The sequence below is a fragment of the Bacillus sp. 7884-1 genome, assembly GCF_002272245.1.
GTDB lineage: Bacteria > Bacillota > Bacilli > Bacillales > Cytobacillaceae > Neobacillus.
Genome location: NZ_NPDD01000011.1, coordinates 1 through 16,863 on the forward strand (window position 1 = coordinate 1; position 16,863 = coordinate 16,863).

General features: G+C 39.2%; 20 protein-coding genes. 7 read left to right on the forward strand and 13 right to left on the reverse strand.

Features of this window, described 5'->3' with window-relative positions:
• Positions 1-102 precede the first annotated feature (102 nt).
• The gene (locus tag CHI06_RS00835) at positions 103-1,803 is read right to left on the reverse strand and encodes a M4 family metallopeptidase (RefSeq protein WP_306453791.1); all 1,701 of its coding nucleotides are present in this window, start codon (positions 1,801-1,803) and stop codon (positions 103-105) included.
• Between the two features lie 233 nt (positions 1,804-2,036).
• On the opposite strand from CHI06_RS00835, the gene CHI06_RS00840 reads away from it, so the two are divergent.
• The 3 genes from CHI06_RS00840 (at position 2,037) to CHI06_RS00850 (ending at position 3,798) form a co-directional block, all read left to right on the forward strand.
• Positions 2,037-2,600: a DUF4047 domain-containing protein gene (locus tag CHI06_RS00840; protein ID WP_095246523.1), complete on the forward strand. Its 564-nt coding sequence runs from the start codon at positions 2,037-2,039 to the stop codon at positions 2,598-2,600.
• Positions 2,569-3,117, forward strand: coding sequence for a signal peptidase I SipW (gene sipW / locus CHI06_RS00845; RefSeq protein WP_095246524.1), 549 nt, complete (start codon positions 2,569-2,571; stop codon positions 3,115-3,117). The genes CHI06_RS00840 and sipW overlap by 32 nt, the downstream gene beginning before the upstream one ends.
• A 72-nt stretch (positions 3,118-3,189) precedes the next feature.
• Positions 3,190-3,798 carry a TasA family protein gene (locus tag CHI06_RS00850; RefSeq protein WP_095246525.1) on the forward strand — a complete coding sequence of 203 codons (609 nt, stop codon included), beginning with the start codon at positions 3,190-3,192 and terminating at the stop codon, positions 3,796-3,798.
• 47 nt (positions 3,799-3,845) lie between these two features.
• Here the strand turns inward: CHI06_RS00850 and CHI06_RS00855 are convergent, their stop codons facing one another.
• Both CHI06_RS00855 and CHI06_RS00860 read right to left on the reverse strand, forming a co-directional pair.
• Positions 3,846-5,093 carry a tetratricopeptide repeat protein gene (locus CHI06_RS00855; protein ID WP_095246526.1) on the reverse strand — a complete coding sequence of 416 codons (1,248 nt, stop codon included), beginning with the start codon at positions 5,091-5,093 and terminating at the stop codon, positions 3,846-3,848.
• 377 nt (positions 5,094-5,470) lie between these two features.
• Positions 5,471-5,890 (reverse strand): hypothetical protein, encoded by a 420-nt coding sequence (locus CHI06_RS00860; protein WP_095246527.1) that lies wholly within the window; start codon positions 5,888-5,890, stop codon positions 5,471-5,473.
• Positions 5,891-6,063: 173 nt separating this feature from the next.
• Between CHI06_RS00860 and CHI06_RS00865 the strand changes: the two genes are divergently transcribed.
• Positions 6,064-6,399, forward strand: coding sequence for a zinc ribbon domain-containing protein YjdM (locus CHI06_RS00865; protein ID WP_095246528.1), 336 nt, complete (start codon positions 6,064-6,066; stop codon positions 6,397-6,399).
• 42 nt (positions 6,400-6,441) lie between these two features.
• Here CHI06_RS00865 and CHI06_RS00870 read toward each other — a convergent pair whose 3' ends face one another.
• Together CHI06_RS00870 and CHI06_RS00875 are read right to left on the reverse strand one after the other, a co-directional pair.
• Positions 6,442-7,284 (reverse strand): aldo/keto reductase, encoded by an 843-nt coding sequence (locus tag CHI06_RS00870; RefSeq protein WP_095246529.1) that lies wholly within the window; start codon positions 7,282-7,284, stop codon positions 6,442-6,444.
• 1 nt (position 7,285) lies between these two features.
• Positions 7,286-8,518, reverse strand: coding sequence for an MFS transporter (locus tag CHI06_RS00875; protein ID WP_095246530.1), 1,233 nt, complete (start codon positions 8,516-8,518; stop codon positions 7,286-7,288).
• A 179-nt stretch (positions 8,519-8,697) separates the two neighbouring features.
• Here CHI06_RS00875 and CHI06_RS00880 point away from each other — a divergent pair, with 179 nt between their 5' ends.
• Together CHI06_RS00880 and CHI06_RS00885 are read left to right on the forward strand one after the other, a co-directional pair.
• The gene (locus tag CHI06_RS00880) at positions 8,698-9,066 is read left to right on the forward strand and encodes a winged helix-turn-helix transcriptional regulator (protein WP_095246531.1); all 369 of its coding nucleotides are present in this window, start codon (positions 8,698-8,700) and stop codon (positions 9,064-9,066) included.
• Between the two features lie 97 nt (positions 9,067-9,163).
• A complete protein-coding gene (locus tag CHI06_RS00885; protein WP_095246532.1) occupies positions 9,164-9,604 on the forward strand; it encodes a cell wall hydrolase in 441 nt (146 codons plus the stop codon).
• Between the two features lie 53 nt (positions 9,605-9,657).
• Here the strand turns inward: CHI06_RS00885 and CHI06_RS00890 are convergent, their stop codons facing one another.
• From CHI06_RS00890 to CHI06_RS00905, 4 genes are all read right to left on the reverse strand, one after another.
• Positions 9,658-10,665 (reverse strand): FecCD family ABC transporter permease, encoded by a 1,008-nt coding sequence (locus CHI06_RS00890; RefSeq protein WP_095246533.1) that lies wholly within the window; start codon positions 10,663-10,665, stop codon positions 9,658-9,660.
• Positions 10,662-11,672, reverse strand: coding sequence for a FecCD family ABC transporter permease (locus CHI06_RS00895; protein ID WP_095246534.1), 1,011 nt, complete (start codon positions 11,670-11,672; stop codon positions 10,662-10,664). Before CHI06_RS00895 ends, CHI06_RS00890 begins: the two co-directional genes overlap by 4 nt.
• Positions 11,673-11,739: 67 nt before the next feature.
• Positions 11,740-12,663 carry an iron-hydroxamate ABC transporter substrate-binding protein gene (locus CHI06_RS00900; protein WP_095246535.1) on the reverse strand — a complete coding sequence of 308 codons (924 nt, stop codon included), beginning with the start codon at positions 12,661-12,663 and terminating at the stop codon, positions 11,740-11,742.
• Positions 12,614-13,459 (reverse strand): ABC transporter ATP-binding protein, encoded by an 846-nt coding sequence (locus CHI06_RS00905; protein ID WP_095246536.1) that lies wholly within the window; start codon positions 13,457-13,459, stop codon positions 12,614-12,616. The genes CHI06_RS00900 and CHI06_RS00905 overlap by 50 nt, the downstream gene beginning before the upstream one ends.
• A 315-nt stretch (positions 13,460-13,774) precedes the next feature.
• Between CHI06_RS00905 and CHI06_RS00910 the strand changes: the two genes are divergently transcribed.
• On the forward strand, positions 13,775-14,833 hold the full coding sequence (locus CHI06_RS00910; protein WP_095246537.1) for an NAD(P)/FAD-dependent oxidoreductase: 1,059 nt from the start codon (positions 13,775-13,777) through the stop codon (positions 14,831-14,833).
• Positions 14,834-14,847: 14 nt separating this feature from the next.
• Here the strand turns inward: CHI06_RS00910 and CHI06_RS00915 are convergent, their stop codons facing one another.
• The 4 genes from CHI06_RS00915 to CHI06_RS00930 form a co-directional block, all read right to left on the reverse strand.
• Entirely contained in the window at positions 14,848-15,837 is a 990-nt protein-coding gene (locus CHI06_RS00915; RefSeq protein ID WP_095246538.1) for a glycerophosphodiester phosphodiesterase family protein, read from the reverse strand.
• 159 nt (positions 15,838-15,996) lie between these two features.
• Positions 15,997-16,224, reverse strand: coding sequence for a hypothetical protein (locus CHI06_RS00920; protein ID WP_095246539.1), 228 nt, complete (start codon positions 16,222-16,224; stop codon positions 15,997-15,999).
• 63 nt (positions 16,225-16,287) lie between these two features.
• Positions 16,288-16,566, reverse strand: a complete 279-nt coding sequence (locus CHI06_RS00925; protein WP_095246540.1) for a hypothetical protein — start codon at positions 16,564-16,566, stop codon at positions 16,288-16,290.
• Entirely contained in the window at positions 16,551-16,811 is a 261-nt protein-coding gene (locus CHI06_RS00930) for a CGCGG family putative rSAM-modified RiPP protein (protein ID WP_095246541.1), read from the reverse strand. The genes CHI06_RS00925 and CHI06_RS00930 overlap by 16 nt, the downstream gene beginning before the upstream one ends.
• Positions 16,812-16,863 lie beyond the last annotated feature (52 nt).

Below are 16,863 nucleotides of genomic sequence, written 5' to 3' on the forward strand. Positions count from 1 at the left end.
TTCTAAAATCAACAGTATCCTTTAGCACAGCCAAAGAAAAAAGAAAAAGCCATGAACGAGGATTTGTCCTTCGTTCATGGCTTTTGATATTTTAGTACTAGTTTAATTCACGCCTACAGAAGAATAGGCATCCATAACTGCTTGTGTTTCAGGAGATGGGGCACCATTTTTATCAGGATGCAGGTCACGTGCTGCATGTATGGCCGCTTCTCGCATGTCATGGAAACCGGAAGAAGAAGTCAAGTAAAGAGTTAGAGCACGGTAATAGATTTTTTCTGTTTTTGACTTACCAATTCCTTTGAGGGTGATACCATTATTAGTACCGCCTTGAGAAATTAAGTAGGCCGCTTTATTGTTGATTCCGCTGTTAATGTGAACGCCGCCCTTGTCTTCTGTTCCAAGGTAGCGATCAGCGTAATGATCTGGATAGTATCCGGACTCTGTAATGGATGTCTTCTTAGATGCAGGGTTACTCATGGAACGTAGTCCGCCGTCGCCAGGAATATTAGGAGTCGTAATATCTTCACCCAGTTCCCATTCTACTTCTGATGTCGTATACATTTCCGCAAAGTTTCCTAAGATATCCGCTAGTGATTCATTAATGGCACCAGATTCATCCTGATAAACTAAGTCTGCAGAGTGTTCAATGACACCATGCGTCATTTCGTGGCCGGCAACATCTAACCCGCCGGCAAGGGAGTTAAATCTAATTCCATCCCCATCCCCATACATCATTTGTCTTCCGTTCCAGGCAGCGTTATTCCACTTGACTCCAATATGAGCCGTGCTTATTATGGGCATTCCCTGATTATCTAAGCTGTTTATCTTGTGTATAACTTGATAGTATTTGTTTACTTTATCTGAGTTATAATGCGCTGAAATAGCTGCAGGATCATAGAAAAAGTTGGTGGAATTAGTTGTCGATACTTCATATCCAGTGAATCCGAAAGCGGCACCCAGCAAATAGACGAATTCTTCCATGCGTTTAGCAGTGAAAGTGGCCATCGGCACTGTTTTTCCAGCAGCAACGGAAGCACCATATAAATAACTTGTCCCCGTTGTTAAATCTTTACCTACTGGAAAGGACTGCATTGTGCCATGTAAGTCTAAGCCTCTTCCTGTCACTGGAGATAGTGAAGACGTATCTACCTCATGGATTTTATTAAAGCTATTCACAATTTCTCCGCTGTTTGCATCGATAAAGTAATGGAAATACCCAGGAGCAGGATGAGAAGTAGATGCTTTTACTAGGTAAGTTAAATGGTACTTTCCTTTATATGGATAAATCATTAATTTAGAATCGATGCCATCATAGTTTTTCACTTCGCCAATTTGGGAGTCAACACCTTGCTTGGCAATCGCAATGGCTTCCTCTTGGGTAAGAGAGGCTTCCGTTGGAATAAGGGTACGCGCTAGCTTTTGTGTAACTTTTCCGATCGATGCATAGACGTTGTTGTTAGCATCGAGTGCAACAGTTTGTCCAGATCCGTATATTGAAATTCCTTTGTATTGCTCGATAGTACGTACATGGTATGTACCTGTTGTGCTATCAGTTTGCTCTGAGACAATTTTGAATTGTTCACCCGGATCTACTAATTTCGTTGTAGTGGCTTGTACCTTGGATTGAAGGAATGCTTTCACCACATCTTGCTTACTTAATCCTTCCGCATTAAATAGTATGGGAGCTGGAGTGGTCGTTTCAGCGGCAAATGAACTGGCTGGAACAATGCCTCCTAATGCAATCGATAGCGCCAAAAGAGCAGCAGCTTTTTTCCTCATATTTTTCCTGATTTTCTTTTTCAATAAAATCCACCCTTTCTGAAGACATGTAGTGTTGGTACAGTTCAAATTATTATGAATATTCGGACTATAATCAATTGGGTTATTTTTTTTGCGATTTTTCTGGTTTTTTTCCTTCCACCGGGTCATTTCGACATCGTTCCTTAGGCATTTTCCAAGGAATTAACCCGATAACAATATTCTGATAACTCTGTGATAATAGGGACAAATAGAGTTGTTTACGGGGAGAATCGGAAATGAGAAGAATTTTTCAACAAAACATTATCTTTCTATGTTTATGCTGCCTTTTCTTTTACTTTGGGAATCTGCTAGTAGGAGAAACAGAGGCTAAATTTTCAAGTCAAGTTAATGAGGAACCATTTGAAATCTCAGCTGCGATTGTTTTTCCATCGACGATCAAGCAATTAGAAGATTCAGCGGAGGAGATTGCGAAGAGCATGAAAGAAACCTATCAAACCACACTATCAGCTGTACCAGGTGAAACATTAGATGAATTACAGGTTCAACTGTCCCAAATTACGGCTAGTGGACAGGAACTATACATTCAATTGGACAATCTGCATCGAGTTTATCAGGAAATGTCAGCCTATAAAAACAAAATTCAAGATAAAGATCAATTTGAATATGTCCATAAGGGATTTCAAACAGTAGAAGATCTGAGGAATGAAGTACAAGCCTCCATTGATTTTTCAAAGTTAGAAGCTATTCGTACTATTTTTCTATTAAAGATTGAAGAGGTAGAAATAAAAAATAAGCAGGTGATTGAAAATGGCGAAGAAACTCTTGAAGGCAGTGAGTAGGATTGGAAGTGGTATGTTCATCGTAGTGGTATGTTTGGCAGCACTTGTTGTTCTTTCATCTAGGATATCAGGAGGAACACCAACGATAGCAGGCTATCAGGTGAAAGCAGTATTATCAGGCTCGATGGAGCCAGCCTTTCAAACGGGATCCATTATTGCCATTCAATTAAAAGACAAACATTCCTCCTATGAAAAAGGGGATGTGATTACGTTTCAAATGGAAGGAAAATTGATTACTCATAGAATCACAGATGTGAAAAAGCAAAATGGACAAACTGTCTATAAAACAAAAGGGGATAACAATGATGGTGTGGATAGGTGGACGGTTACGCAGCAAAATATAATCGGGATGTATAAAGGCTTCACCATTCCTTACGTTGGATATGCACTAAACTATTCAAGTTCAAAGGTAGGGTCTGCTCTATTGTTGTTTATCCCTGGGTTACTATTACTGATTTCTGCCATTCGTTCGATTAACGGGGCAAAACAAGAGCTGGAAGCAGGCAAGGTTGGTTAGCTCTCCTATGTATCTACAAAAGTACATAAGAGTTTAATATATTTTACTATTTTAAAAGAGGAGGAATTGAGGATGAGTTTTACAAAAAAGGTAAGTCAAGGGGTTATGAGTGCTGCTTTAGGGCTGTCATTAATGGGTGGAGGAACATTTGCCTATTTTAGCGATTCTGTTGAAACACAGAACACATTTGCAGCAGGGGTACTAGACTTAGCATTGAATCCAAGCACCGTTGTAAATATTGACAATATCAAGCCTGGTGATGAAATCTATCGTGAATTTACGCTTGAGAATAACGGTACGTTGGATATTAGCAGTGTATTATTATCGACCAATTACAGTGTTGAAGATGCGAAATCTGATAACAGTGATGATTTAGCTAAGCATATCAAAGTAACGATTATGTACAATACAAGCAGCGCAAGTAATCCAATCGTTGAAACAACACTGTTTGACCTCCAAACTCAGAATCCAGACTTAACACAGATTGACATTCTTTCAGGTACAAGACCTGACGGTATCCCTGCTGGTGAAAAGGAAAAAATCTTCGTGTTATTTGAATTTGTAGACAATGGACAAGATCAAAATCAATTCCAAGGTGATAAACTGAAGGTTGATTGGACCTTTAATGCAGAACAGACCGCTGGCACGTATTACGATGATACGGATGAAAATAACAATTAAATAGAAACAACAAGGACTGACGATCTTTTTCGCCAGTCCTTTGTTGATTAATTCTGTTCATATTGGTTATGTTTGCCTTGAATAAGGGAATTTGCCAATTCTAATGCTCTTTCTACCTCGCCCTTTTCATAAAGGTATTGAAAAAGTTTTTTCTCAAAATAATCAATTAAGATTCTATAGCCCATCTTTTTAAAATAGGGAAGGGCGGAAGTCTCGATGCACTGATAATAGTTTTCCTCTTCATCATTCAGTAAATAAAGATGAAGTTGGAAATTAATCCAGTCATTAGACTTAGCTGCTTGGGCTAATTTTAAACCTTTTTGCGCTTGTTCTTTTAATATCTCTTTTGATACTAGTTTTCCTGCGTGGCAGCTAAAAATATACCGGTCTAATGTTGTTAAATACTGTGGAGAATGTTCATCTATAAGTTTCAGTGCTTCCGTATAAAACTCTACAGCTTTTTGGTATTGTTTTCGCCGTGAGTATTCAAATGCCAGGTTATGATAGAGCTTTGCTTTCCTTTCAACCGCATTACAGGTATCACACATTTTCAACAGCTTTTCATAGGTTTCAAATGTTTCATTAAAATCATGCGGCTCGTTGGAATTTAGCTGAATGAGCATCACCATCTCTGTATCAATAATTCGAAGTATGTTCAATGTTTTACGGAAATAGCGGAGCGCTTTGTCTGCATAATAATAGGCCCTTACTGGTGAATTAATCGAGTGGTAGGCAATAGCCAAATGGTAATAATATTCCAAACGATTATATTGCAGTTGATCAATTGAAGTTAACACATCCACACATTCCTGAAATTGACCGGATTGAAAATAGTAGATTCCCCGTATGTGCTTTAACATATTACTGTCATGTGGAGAATACGCGGCTTCACCTTTTTGTAAAAAATCAATAATCCGTTTTGCTTCAGCTAATTGGTTATTAGATAAGTGATATCTTGCGGAAAGTAACAGATAATAAACATTAAATTCCTGCAGCTGAATCAGTTCGTCTTGTTCAAGTTCGTTCTTAAGAGCCTTAGATTCTCGGAAATTTTGCATAACGATTGCATCATGCCATTGTTCGAGCTTCTTCGAAAGATTGTGGTAACGGGAAAGTTCTACCTGAGGGTCGATGTTCAACTTATTGGCTAGTAATTGTGTAATTTCTTCTGAGTACTCTGTGATACCGCGTTCAATTTTACTTAAGTGCGTCACAGAACAGATCCCTTTTACAAGCTGCCCTTGTGTTAACCCAGCTTTTTCTCGATAAAATTTAATAATTTTCCCCTCGATCATCTTACACCTCTACACTGCTCTATTTTTCTACTATTATACTAGATTATTCTCCATGTAAAAAAGGAAAGCGGGAGAGAAATTCTTCCGCTTTCAATACTTCCAATTATTTTTTTAATAGGAATATTTCCTATGTCTATCGTAAGGGGAGGGAGGCATAGTGTAAATTGGGGTAATCAAAGCAGTCGTATATTCCTAGATTGCTTCCATTTCATGTTTATAGGTTAATAAAAACTTTTTTTTAACCTGTTATCACTAAAAATATAGGACTATAGTCGTTAACTGTATATTAATCATTACCCCTAATTTTCGAAAATAAAAAAAGAAGCCAATTACTCAATAAATGTAAATTGACTCCCCATTTCTTGATTGTGATGTTATTAGCAAGTAAATTCGACGGGTACTGTTAAGCATGGTAAAGTGATGAAACCGAAAGTTAAATCAATACAAACCTGATTATTTGAATTTAGTGTCAACGTAAAGGTTACATTGTCTGGCTCCCCGCCATTAAGGATGAGGTCGCCCGCTACCTCAACTTCAAGAATTTGTACTCCATTTTCTACAGTGCAGATTGGAAATCCGGTAGGTACCCCTGAAAAGCTTGCTGTTACTGTTCCTATAAAAGGAATGATTGCAGAGAAGGAAGCAATGACAGAACTGTCTGCTAACATACAGTTTCGACAAATACGAATGTTAACATCAAAGTTTAGGGTAATCGGGAGAGGAAAAAGTCCCGCTTGAATCGTTGTTGTGCCGCTGCCAATAGCGGTTGCACCGCAATTACATAGTTGTAGGCCCAAATAAATCACCTCCTTGTCACGCAATACTTCATCATATGGTCGAGTCGTATTTCGGACAAGGCATGAACACTAAGGTATATATCCATTTTTGAAAGGATTCTAATAGAGTGGAATCTTTATGAAAAATCCAATATACTTGGATTAATATTTATCGGAGAAGGGAGCTACCAATTATGTCGAGTTTGCCAAATTGCCCAAAATGTCATTCAGAATATACATATGAAGATGGAAGCCTATTGATCTGCCCTGAGTGTGGGCATGAGTGGAGTTTAGATGCTGCAGCTGTGGAAGAAGAAAGAGTTATTAAAGATGCAAATGGAAATGTTTTAAGTGACGGTGATTCGGTAACCGTTATTAAAGACCTTAAAGTAAAAGGAAGTTCCTCAACGCTAAAGCAAGGAACAAAAGTAAAAAACATTCGGTTAGTGGATGGAGACCATAATATCGACTGTAAAATCGATGGTTTTGGCGCAATGAGCTTGAAATCTGAATATGTGAAAAAAATATAAAAAAATGAGGCGCTCCTTTTATTGGAGCGCCTGCTATTTTTTCTAGAAATCAATGTTATCTGGATTTGGACCGACACGATGATTTTGATTTAGGTTGTTAATTTGCTCCATGTCTTCTTTCGTTAGTTCAAAATCAAATATAGTTGAGTTTTCTATAATTCTGAGTTCTTTCGTTGATTTTGGTATCGTTATAACGCCATTTTGTATATCCCAGCGTAAAATGACTTGAGCTACGGTTTTGTTAAATTTATTGGCGATTTCCTTTAGTAAAGGGTTATCAAATAATTGCCCTTGCATTAAAGGGGACCAAGCTTCAAATTGAATGCCGTTGTTATCGCAAAAGGTTTTGACTTCTTGCTGAGTTAACCTTGGATGGTATTCAACTTGGTTAACCATCGGTTTTATTTCAGCATCCTTCATCAAGTCTTGTAGATGGTGAACTTGGAAGTTACTTACTCCAATTGCTTTTACTTTTCCTTCTTTATAGATCATTTCTAATGCCCTCCAAGCTTCTACATATTTATCCTCTACTGGCCAATGAATGAGGTACAGATCAAGATAATCAAGACCTAGTTTTCTTATGCTAGTTTCGTATGCTTCAATCGTCGATTTGTATCCTAAATCAGCATTCCAAACTTTTGAGGTAATAAATATGTCTTCTCTGTCTATACCGTATTCATTGATAGCTTCTCGAATCGCTTGTCCAACACCTTCTTCATTTCCATAAATAGCCGCAGTATCAATACTGCGATATCCATGTTTAATCGCAAATTTAACAGCATTCACTAATTCGGGACCTTCTTCGACTTTAAATACCCCAAGACCAATCCAAGGCATGTTTACCCCATTATATAAAGTAGTTGTTGCTTGTAAGTTGTTTGTCATTTTATTGAACCTCCAATTTTTGATTTGAAAATGAACACTTTTTATCGATAAGGGTAGCGTCTTTTTGTTCAAGCCTTCGACTCCATCCAGTTAGGAAGACAGCCCCAAGAACCATTAAAGCTCCTATCCAAGTGGTATGAATCAGTCCAATTGAATCCGTGATGAAGCCCCCTAAAAAGGAACCCATTGCAATTCCTGCATTGAAAGCAGCGATATTAAGGGCAGAAGCAACATCTACGGCAGTTGGCACATACCGCTCAGCCAGCATGACCACATACACTTGTAAGCCGGGAACATTCATAAAAGCAAAAAGCCCCATTAAGAAAATCGTAATTAATCCGGCTATTTTAAAAGGTGCTGTAAACAGTAAGATAAAAAGGACCAATGCTTGAGCGACAAACATATAAAATAGCGCCTGAATCGGATTTTTATTCGCAGCTTTTCCACCAATCATATTGCCGATTGCAATCGCGATTCCGTATCCAAGAAGAATGACAGCAACGGTACCTTCCTTAAAACCAGTGATTTCCTGAAGGATAGGCGTTAAATAAGTAAAGACAACAAACGTTCCCCCATACCCTAAGGCAGTGATGATAAATACAAGAAATAAGCGACTATTTGTTACTATTTTAATTTGATCAGTAAAAGATGTTTTTGTCCCTTTTCGTAAAGCAGCTGGTACTAGGATACTATTAGCAATCATGGCAATGACACCGACTACAATGATAAGGATAAATGCTATCCGCCAGCCAAATTGCTGGCCTATAAAGGTACCAAACGGAACACCCGTTACAGTGGCCACGGTTAATCCAGTAAACATAATCGATATGGCGCTGGCTCTCTTATTTTCTGGTACTAAATCAGCTGCAATGGTGGAGCCGATTGACATGAAAATACCATGTGAAAGGGAAGATATAACGCGGGCTACAAGTAGTACACCAATGCTCGTTGCACTTGCAGCCAGCCCATTTCCGATGATAAAAATAACCATGATCCATAGTAATAAAGATTTACGTGACATACTAGAAGTAAGAGATGTCAAAATCGGTGCACCTAAGGTTATTCCTAAAGCATATAAGGATACAGTTAATCCGGCAGTTGTAACTGGAATTTCTAAATCATTTGCAATTAACGGTAAAAGACCGACACTGATAAATTCAGTGGTGCCAATTGCAAAGGCACTAATGGCTAATGCCAGCAGTGCAAACGTACTTTGTTTATGATTGAAAGACATGTTGTCTCCTCCTTAAAAATGAAAAAGTATTTGATTTCGATTTGCTGGTTGCAGCTCAATCGATAAATGTTATTATGGGATATAGTAGAACATTAGTGAAGTACGCACTTTTAAGTGATATAGATACTTATAAGTAATATAGGTACTTTTTAGTGCCTATTCGTGAGGAGGATTTTACTTTGAAAGAAAAGAAATACAATATATCTGTTGAAGCGACGCTGGAAGTGATTGGAGGAAAGTGGAAGTGTGTGATTCTCTGCCACTTAACATATGGAAAGAAACGAACGAGTGAATTGAAACGCTTGATGCCGGATATTACACAGAAAATGTTAACGCAGCAATTGCGTGAATTAGAGGAAGACGGAGTCATTAACCGAATCGTTTATAATCAAGTTCCGCCTAAAGTAGAGTATGAGTTAAGTGAGTATGGATGGAGTTTAAAGGGTATCTTGGATTCCCTTTGCGCATGGGGAGAAAAACATATTTCCAAAGTGTATGGCAGTTTGGATGTCTTAAAAAAGAACATACTTAATGAACATCTGAAATAAAAATTAATGCGCTCCTATTAAATTTGAGCATTCTTATTTAATAAATAAGGACATCAATGTAGGCTTTTTTTCATACTATGTATTTGGAGGTGGAAAAATGGCAAGAGTAGCTCATCGAAGTTCAGACATTGACTTAATGGCAAGGATGATGAGAGCAGAAGCTGAAGGTGAAGGAAAGCAAGGAATGCTGTATGTTGGAAATGTAATTGTTAACCGTGTAGTAGCAGATTGTCCAGACTTTAGAGCATTGACAACTATTGAACAAGTCATTTTTCAAGTACAAGGAGGAAATTACTCTTTTGAAGCTGTTCAAAAAGGCAATGTATTTTATCAAAGAGCAAGAGAAGCTGAAAGAAGATTAGCAAGACAGAATGTGCAAAATTGGAGAGAACACCCAGCGAAATATTCTCTTTGGTACTTTAATCCATTTGGCCCGTGTCCTCCAACATGGTACGACCAGCCTTTTACTGGTCAATTTAAAGAACATTGTTTTTATGAACCAAAACCTGGAACATGTCCGAGTGTTTATAGCGGATGAACTAGTAAAAAAACGCTCAGATTTCTGGGCGTTTTACTTTTTAGGTAACTTTTCTATTTTTTTAATAAAAGGTACATAAAATACGGTGCACCAATGAGTGCGACCATAATTCCTGCTGGGATTCCGGCGGAGTCCATGATATTACGTCCCACCGTGTCAGCAAACATTAACAGCCACCCTCCAATTAATATGGCAACAGGGATAAATAATTGATTTCTTGGTCCGACTAGCGCCTTAGCCATATGTGGAGCCATTAATCCGATAAAGGAAATACCACCTGTAACGGATACAGCAGATGCGGCAAGGGCAACGGCTGTAATCAGTAATACAATTCGTTCCTTTTCAATTGAAACTCCCACGCCGATCGCTACTGGTTCACTTAATCCAAGCAGGTTTAACCGATTGGCTTTATATAAGGTAAAAGGAAGCAGTGCAAACAGCCAAGGGAGGAGTGCCCATATAAAGGGCCAATCTGTCCCCCAAATATTCCCCGCTATCCATTTCGCAATAAAATCGACTTTTGCCCTCTCGGCGGATGAGATGAGGACAATCATCGCTCCGGATAGTGCCATCGAAAACCCGACTCCAATTAATACTAATCGAACAGGCTGCAGTCCCTCGGTTTTGCTATACGCAAATAGATAGAGAAGGACAGCCGTCAGCATGGCACCGATAAAAGCTACAACTGGAATCATGTACGTAAACGAACCTGAATCAATCGGAAAAAATAAAAAGAATACGGTAACCGCGACACCGGCACCAGAATTAATCCCGATAATCCCAGGGTCAGCTAAATCATTACGGGTGATGCCTTGTAAAATAGCCCCTGATAATGCCAAGGCCATTCCAGCTAATAGGGTAATGATGATTCGAGGTAATCGAATGGAGAATAACACGAATTCCTCTTTAAACGTCCCTTGTCCGAGAAGGGTTGGAATCAGCCTATCATACGATAGAGAGGAGAAACCCAAACCCAAGCCAACGACGATTGTAACCAGGATTAAAGCGAAAAAAATAAATAAAATGATACGCTGCTTTCTAATTAAAGAGGGTTGGATCATGAGAATGCTTTCCCTCCTCTACGAACAATCACAAGGAAAAATGGTAACCCCAGTGTTGCGACAATGGCAGCGACAGGGGTTTCAAATGGTGCATTCATGGTCCGGCCGAGTGTATCGGCAAAAAGCATAAACGTGGCCCCTGAAATGGCAGACATGGGAATAATATAACGGTAGTCCGTGCCCACGATTGCCCGTACAACATGGGGAACCATTAATCCGATAAAAGCCATATTCCCGATAAGGGCAACAGAAGCTCCCGCTAATAAAATAATCGCAATAAAGAGGATTCCCTTTATTTGACTCGTCTTTTGCCCCAATCCAACGGCGACTTCTTCGTTTAAGCTAAGAATCGTGAGCTGTCGTGAAAGAAATAGAGAGACTAGTAACCCAATAAGGATGAAGGGAACAATGATTTTGAGCTGTCCCCAGCTGGTTCCAACCATTCCACCTGCCGTCCACATCGAGACATTCTTTGAAATTTTAAATGTAATCCCAATTCCTTCTGCAATACCAAAAAGAAAAGCAGAAATAGCCGCCCCTGCTAATACAATTCGGAGCGGAGAAAAGCCGCCTTTTTTCATCATACCAATCCCGAATACCATCAAGGTTCCGACAGCTGCTCCAATAAAACAGGCAATGGTAATGCCGAAATAGTTGGCGGAAGGGACGAAGGCAATGACGATGGCTAGTGCGGCATTTGCCCCCGCAGTTAACCCTAATAAACCAGGATCTGCAAGGGGATTTCTGGTGATACCTTGCATAATTGCTCCTGAAACCGAAAGAGCGGCCCCGACCACGATGGCGGCAACCTCACGCGGCAAGCGTATTTCACGGATAATCGAAATCTTTTCACCTTTTGCATCTGAAAAAAGGGCCTGCAATACATCTCTCAGGCTAATATCTGCTGCTCCCATAATCATGGAAAAGACAAACATAGCGGAAAATACAAGAATAGCGATGATTAGTTTATAGAGAAAAGGAATAGAACGTTGTTTTTCATTTGTCATAAGTCTCTCATCTTTTCTTTCATAGAATAGGGGAAAGAGGAATTCTAGGAAAGAATCCCTCTTTCTATTAGTTTCCTAAAAATGATTTCTTAATGAATTCTAGCTGCTTTTCTAGTGTAACTGGGTCACTGAAGGAAGCACCTTGACCATTCATTTCAAAAACGCGGTTGTTTTTTACCGCAGGAATGTTTTTGTACGTTTCTGTTTCTTGGAAGGAGGTGTCAGCGTCTGAGTATTTGCTTAAGACTACATAATCTCCTGCATACTCAGGAATCACTTCGGAGGATAAGGCAAAATACCCGGCTCCCTCTGCGACTTCTTTTACTTTTTCAGGCATTTTCAGTTTCATAGCTTGATAAAGAATTTCCGTTCCGCGTGCCCAGTTGCTGCCGAATACGTAAAGGTCTTTTCCGTAGCTTTCCATAACGGAAACGGTTGCATCCTCACCAATTTTAGCACGGATTTCTTCTCCTGCTGTTTCCGCTTCTTTTTTGAATTCGTCAATCCATGCCTGTGCTTCTTTTTCTTTATTTAAGAGTTTACCAATTTCTAAGTGCTGCGTAAGATAATCTACTTTTCCCCATGTGTATGTAACAGTAGGAGCAATTTCACTTAACTTATCTATGTTCTTAATATTGGAAAGACCAATGATTAAATCTGGTTCTAATTCAATAATTTTTTCTAGGTCTTCATCGGAAACTTCTGCAACATCTTTCATTTCTTTTTCGAATGTCGGGTTATTCTTTGACCAAACGTCAACACCGACGACATTTACTCCCAAATCGATAACATTACCCGTAAAGCCTGAAAGAAGAATAACTCGCTGTGGATCGGCAGGTACTTCAATTGGTCCGTTTTCAGATTGATAGGTTATTGTTTCAGATTTCTTATCCTCTGGTGCTGCAGTGTCCTTTTCTTTGGAAGTATCGGTACCGCAAGCACTAATAATTAACGCTGCGAGCAGGATAAAGGGCAGTAGTAGTTTTTTCATGGTTTGTTTCTCCTTTTAGTAGATTGTATGTTATGCACATTGGTTTTCCTGTACGAGGGTCGTGTCCGATGACGGCGTCAATATTGAATACCTTTTTTAACACCTTATGGCTAATGACTTCCTCACAATTTCCTGCTTTTACAATTTCACCGTCTTTTAAGGCGATGATATGATCCGCAAAGCGGGCGGCTTGGTTTAAATCATGAAGGACCATGACAATCGTCCGTTCCTGTTCATAATTTAATTTTTGAAGAAGTTCTAAAACTTCTAGTTGATGGGCCATATCCAGGTAGGTGGTTGGCTCATCCAGGAAGATAATTTCTGTTTCTTGAGCAAGTGCCATCGCAATCCAAACGCGCTGGCGCTGTCCGCCTGATAGTGCGTCTACTGGACGAAACTTAAAGTCTATCGTTCCTGTGACTTCAAGAGCCCAGTCAATCACCTCATAATCCTTCTTGGTTAAGCGGCCAAAGCCCTTTTGATAAGGGAATCGCCCATAGGATACAAGCTCGCCAACGGTCAATCCACTTGCACTTTCTGGTGTTTGCGGAAGGATTGCCATTTGTTTAGCGAGAATCTTTGTGTTTACCTTTGAAATATCTTTACCGTCCAAAAGGATGTTTCCAGATTGGTGGGAGATGATCCGGGTAATTGCTTTAAGTAAAGTCGATTTTCCGCAGCCATTTGGTCCGATAATCGTTGTAATCTTCTTATCTGGAATCTCGATACTTAGGTTTTTAACAATTAATCGTTCACCATAACCAATGCTTAATTCATCTGTAGATAGGCGAACCATGGTAACCCTCCTTTATGTAATTGAGAATTAATTGATAATGATTATCAGTATCGTTATGACCCTACTATAAAGGTCGGTGATAATGATTGTCAATTACAATTTTGTGAAAAGTTTTTAAATATTTGATGGTGTTTTTTTTACATTTAACTCATTTACTTATTTTTAGAGGTTTGTCATACATTTTTCATCTGACAAAAAATCGACAAATAAGGGTGCCACAGAATTTTCAAAAAAATATATATTGTAAAATCAGAGAAAATCCATTAATCTTATTGATAATGATAATCAATTACAGTTGGTTAGGAGTGGACGGAGATGGAACAACACGAAATGTTTGATGTGACGGTTATTGGAGGCGGTCCAGCAGGGCTTTACTCTACTTTTTATAGTGGTTTAAGAGAAATGAAAACAAAGGTGATTGAGTATCAACCGGAGTTAGGCGGTAAAATTCATGTTTATCCGGAAAAAATGATCTGGGATGTCGGCGGCTTAACACCAATAACGGGAGCAAGATTAATGGAACAGCTCGTTGAGCAGGCATTAACGTTTAGCCCAACCGTTGTCTTGAATGAAAAAGTGGAGTCAATCACACGCAATGAAGAAGGAATTTTTGTCTTAAAAGGATCATCCGGAGAACTTCATTACTCAAAATCCGTAATTGTTGCCATTGGCAGCGGGATTTTGAATCCGCAAAAGCTGGAAATAGAAGGCGCAGAGAGATTTGAAGTCACGAATTTACATTACACGGTAAAATCCTTTAAGCAGTTCAAAGACAAAACAATCATCATTTCTGGCGGCGGGAATTCCGCCGTAGACTGGGCCAATGAGCTAGAGCCGATTGCAAAAAAAGTCTATTTAACCTATAGAAAAGAGGAATTAGGCGGGCATGGACAAGAAGCACAAGCAACAAAGCTTCTTGAAAGCTCTGTGGAATGCTTCTTTCAATCTTCAATCACTAAATTAATCGCTAATGGCGAACGTGATGAGATCGCCACCGTTGAATTAACGAATCACGAAACAGGTGAGGTTTCCTACTTGGAAGTTGATGATGTGGTGATTAGTCATGGCTATGAACAGGATGCAACACTATTGGAAAATAGTGAATTGAGTATTGATCGAGCAGATAACTATTATATTGCCGGAAACTCTACTAGCGAATCCTCGATTGAAGGTCTTTATGCTGCTGGAGATATTCTTATGTATGAAGGGAAAATCAACCTGATTGCCGGTGCGTTCCAGGATGCGGCGAACGCTGTAAACAAAGCCAAACAATATATTCAGCCTGACGCAGCGAAAGCTGCCATGGTTTCTTCCCATAATGAACTGTTTAAAAAGCGTAATAAGGAATTAGTGAAGCAATTGGTAGGAAAATAGAGTGAAGGCTGCCTTCACTCTATTTTTTTATAACTTGGAGCGATTTTATCAATTCGATTGGTCCAAATTCCGCCGCTATAGTTGTCAGGAAGTCTTGTTAAGTCATCTTGCGTATCAAAGCCTTCCGACCAGCCGCCATCACCTGCGACAACAATGACCCTTGTATCAACACTGTCCATCCGATTTAAAAATTTATCTGACCATCCCCAAATCCATGGGGCGATTTTTTCTGGTAGATGCAATTGTGTTTTCTCGCATGCAGAAGGGATATAACCTGTCCACCCAACAGCAATATAAGGAAGAAGACAGCTTTTTAATGTGGCCTTTGACATCACACGAAGATTAGGAATTTCCTCTTTTAGTGTAGCAATGGGCTGGTCTCCGCCGTAAACCGTTAATTGACTAAAGCGTTTTTCAGGCAGTTCTTTCAGCACTTCGGCCAGCTGTTTTCCTTCTTCGGGTTCATCACTTTTAATATGAATCAAGAAGGAACGGTTTGGAAAATGGTTGAATACTTCATCGAGAGAAGGTATAAGTCCAATCCCTTTTCCTCGAAACGGGTATGTTTTCCCGTTATCTGCTGTATACCCATAGCCAATATCCAGCTGCTTTAATTCGGCCATCGTAAATTCCTTCGTCGTTCCTTCTGCATTCGTCCGGCATTCCAGCGTCCAGTCATGAAAAACAGCAAATTGACCATCTTTTGTTGGCTTAATATCTAATTCAACAATATCTGCTCCGTTTTCAAATGCTGCTTCCATAGAAGGGATCGTGTTTTCTAGATAGGGGTGCTCAGGCGGGTAAATACGCTCAGCTGTACACGTGTCACCCTGAATTCCTACCATGCTAAAAGTTTGGCCAAGCCCGCGGTGAGCGAGAAGGAAGGGTTCATCCTCACGATTCTTCGCAAAAATGGAACTATTGTTGAGAAAAATAAATAAAGACAGTAAGAGTAGAAATATGAATATTCTTTTTAGTATTCTTTTCAGTTTCGTTTCCTCCATTAATAGTTATTCAAGATAAATGACGCAAACTGGAGCAGATATGCTTCATTTTCGTGGCTTTTTCAGCGTTAAATCAATTATATCAGCGAAAAATGAAATATATCAGCAAACGCCAAAAATCCACAAAAAAACTGATTGGAGTCGCCAATCAGCATTACGTTACATTCTCTTTTTTACATCTTCCCTAATGGATTCGATAAGAGTGTCCGATAAATCAGCTGGCAGCGAGGTACCATCTTTGAAAATCCAGGCATTCATGATTTCCAGATCTGCTTTCTTAAAAGTAATGCTGTAATTCATTTGATCATGGGTAAACTCTGCCGTCACATATTCCTCACTATCAAAATCATCATCAATAATCATGTTGGTTATTTCATATGTATTCACAATAAAATCTCCTTTTACATTCTATAAAAATAGAGTTTACTAAAAGGAATTGTTTATACACTTTTACGGGAAGTAAATGTCCAGGTGGATTTCATGGTTTCTTAATGTGTAATAATTTTGAAAGTCTGTGTTTATGCTGTGATGTGGGTAGTCTTTTATATCAATCTTAACGAGCGTTCCATCTATTTTTGTAAAGATTAGGGCAGACTCTGTTACTTGGATACTTTGAAAATGAAAACCATCACGCTTTACCATCATATCTTCGTCCTGATAATAGTTTAGGATTACTTGGCGATTTTCATAGTTTGACAGAACGGACAAATCGTTTAGTTGTTTTTCCATACCCGTAGCACATACCCTCCACAACCGCATTGGTCGATAAATCTCATTTCAATTCTGCTCCCGAAGTAAGATAATAATGCTTCTGCTAAATAGTCATCAGGATTTCCGAAAGAAGCGGGAGTCACTAGGTTTACATAGAACCCCTCATTTGTATTATCGACTGCCTCAATGGCATCCGTAATTACCAGCTCTATGTCCCCAACATATTCCTCATGCTCAAGTGATATTGACCAATTCTTATCCAACCCAATCACCTCTTATCCTTATTTTAGTATGAAGAACGAAGGCGAGAGGTGA

Bases quoted from the DNA above. Each gene is read 5' to 3' on its own strand.
- CHI06_RS00905 (WP_095246536.1), bottom strand. From the start codon at position 13,459: ATGGTTCGCCTATCTACAGATGAATTAAGCATTGGTTATGGTGAACGA.
- CHI06_RS00895 (WP_095246534.1), bottom strand. From the start codon at position 11,672: ATGACAAATGAAAAACAACGTTCTATTCCTTTTCTCTATAAACTAATC.
- CHI06_RS00900 (WP_095246535.1), bottom strand. From the start codon at position 12,663: ATGAAAAAACTACTACTGCCCTTTATCCTGCTCGCAGCGTTAATTATT.
- CHI06_RS00875 (WP_095246530.1), bottom strand. From the start codon at position 8,518: ATGTCTTTCAATCATAAACAAAGTACGTTTGCACTGCTGGCATTAGCC.
- CHI06_RS00865 (WP_095246528.1), top strand. From the start codon at position 6,064: ATGTCGAGTTTGCCAAATTGCCCAAAATGTCATTCAGAATATACATAT.
- CHI06_RS00910 (WP_095246537.1), top strand. From the start codon at position 13,775: ATGGAACAACACGAAATGTTTGATGTGACGGTTATTGGAGGCGGTCCA.
- CHI06_RS00870 (WP_095246529.1), bottom strand. From the start codon at position 7,284: ATGACAAACAACTTACAAGCAACAACTACTTTATATAATGGGGTAAAC.
- CHI06_RS00850 (WP_095246525.1), top strand. From the start codon at position 3,190: ATGAGTTTTACAAAAAAGGTAAGTCAAGGGGTTATGAGTGCTGCTTTA.
- CHI06_RS00855 (WP_095246526.1), bottom strand. From the start codon at position 5,093: ATGATCGAGGGGAAAATTATTAAATTTTATCGAGAAAAAGCTGGGTTA.
- CHI06_RS00890 (WP_095246533.1), bottom strand. From the start codon at position 10,665: ATGATCCAACCCTCTTTAATTAGAAAGCAGCGTATCATTTTATTTATT.
- CHI06_RS00925 (WP_095246540.1), bottom strand. From the start codon at position 16,566: ATGGAAAAACAACTAAACGATTTGTCCGTTCTGTCAAACTATGAAAAT.
- CHI06_RS00885 (WP_095246532.1), top strand. From the start codon at position 9,164: ATGGCAAGAGTAGCTCATCGAAGTTCAGACATTGACTTAATGGCAAGG.
- CHI06_RS00915 (WP_095246538.1), bottom strand. From the start codon at position 15,837: ATGGAGGAAACGAAACTGAAAAGAATACTAAAAAGAATATTCATATTT.
- sipW (WP_095246524.1), top strand. From the start codon at position 2,569: ATGGCGAAGAAACTCTTGAAGGCAGTGAGTAGGATTGGAAGTGGTATG.
- CHI06_RS00840 (WP_095246523.1), top strand. From the start codon at position 2,037: ATGAGAAGAATTTTTCAACAAAACATTATCTTTCTATGTTTATGCTGC.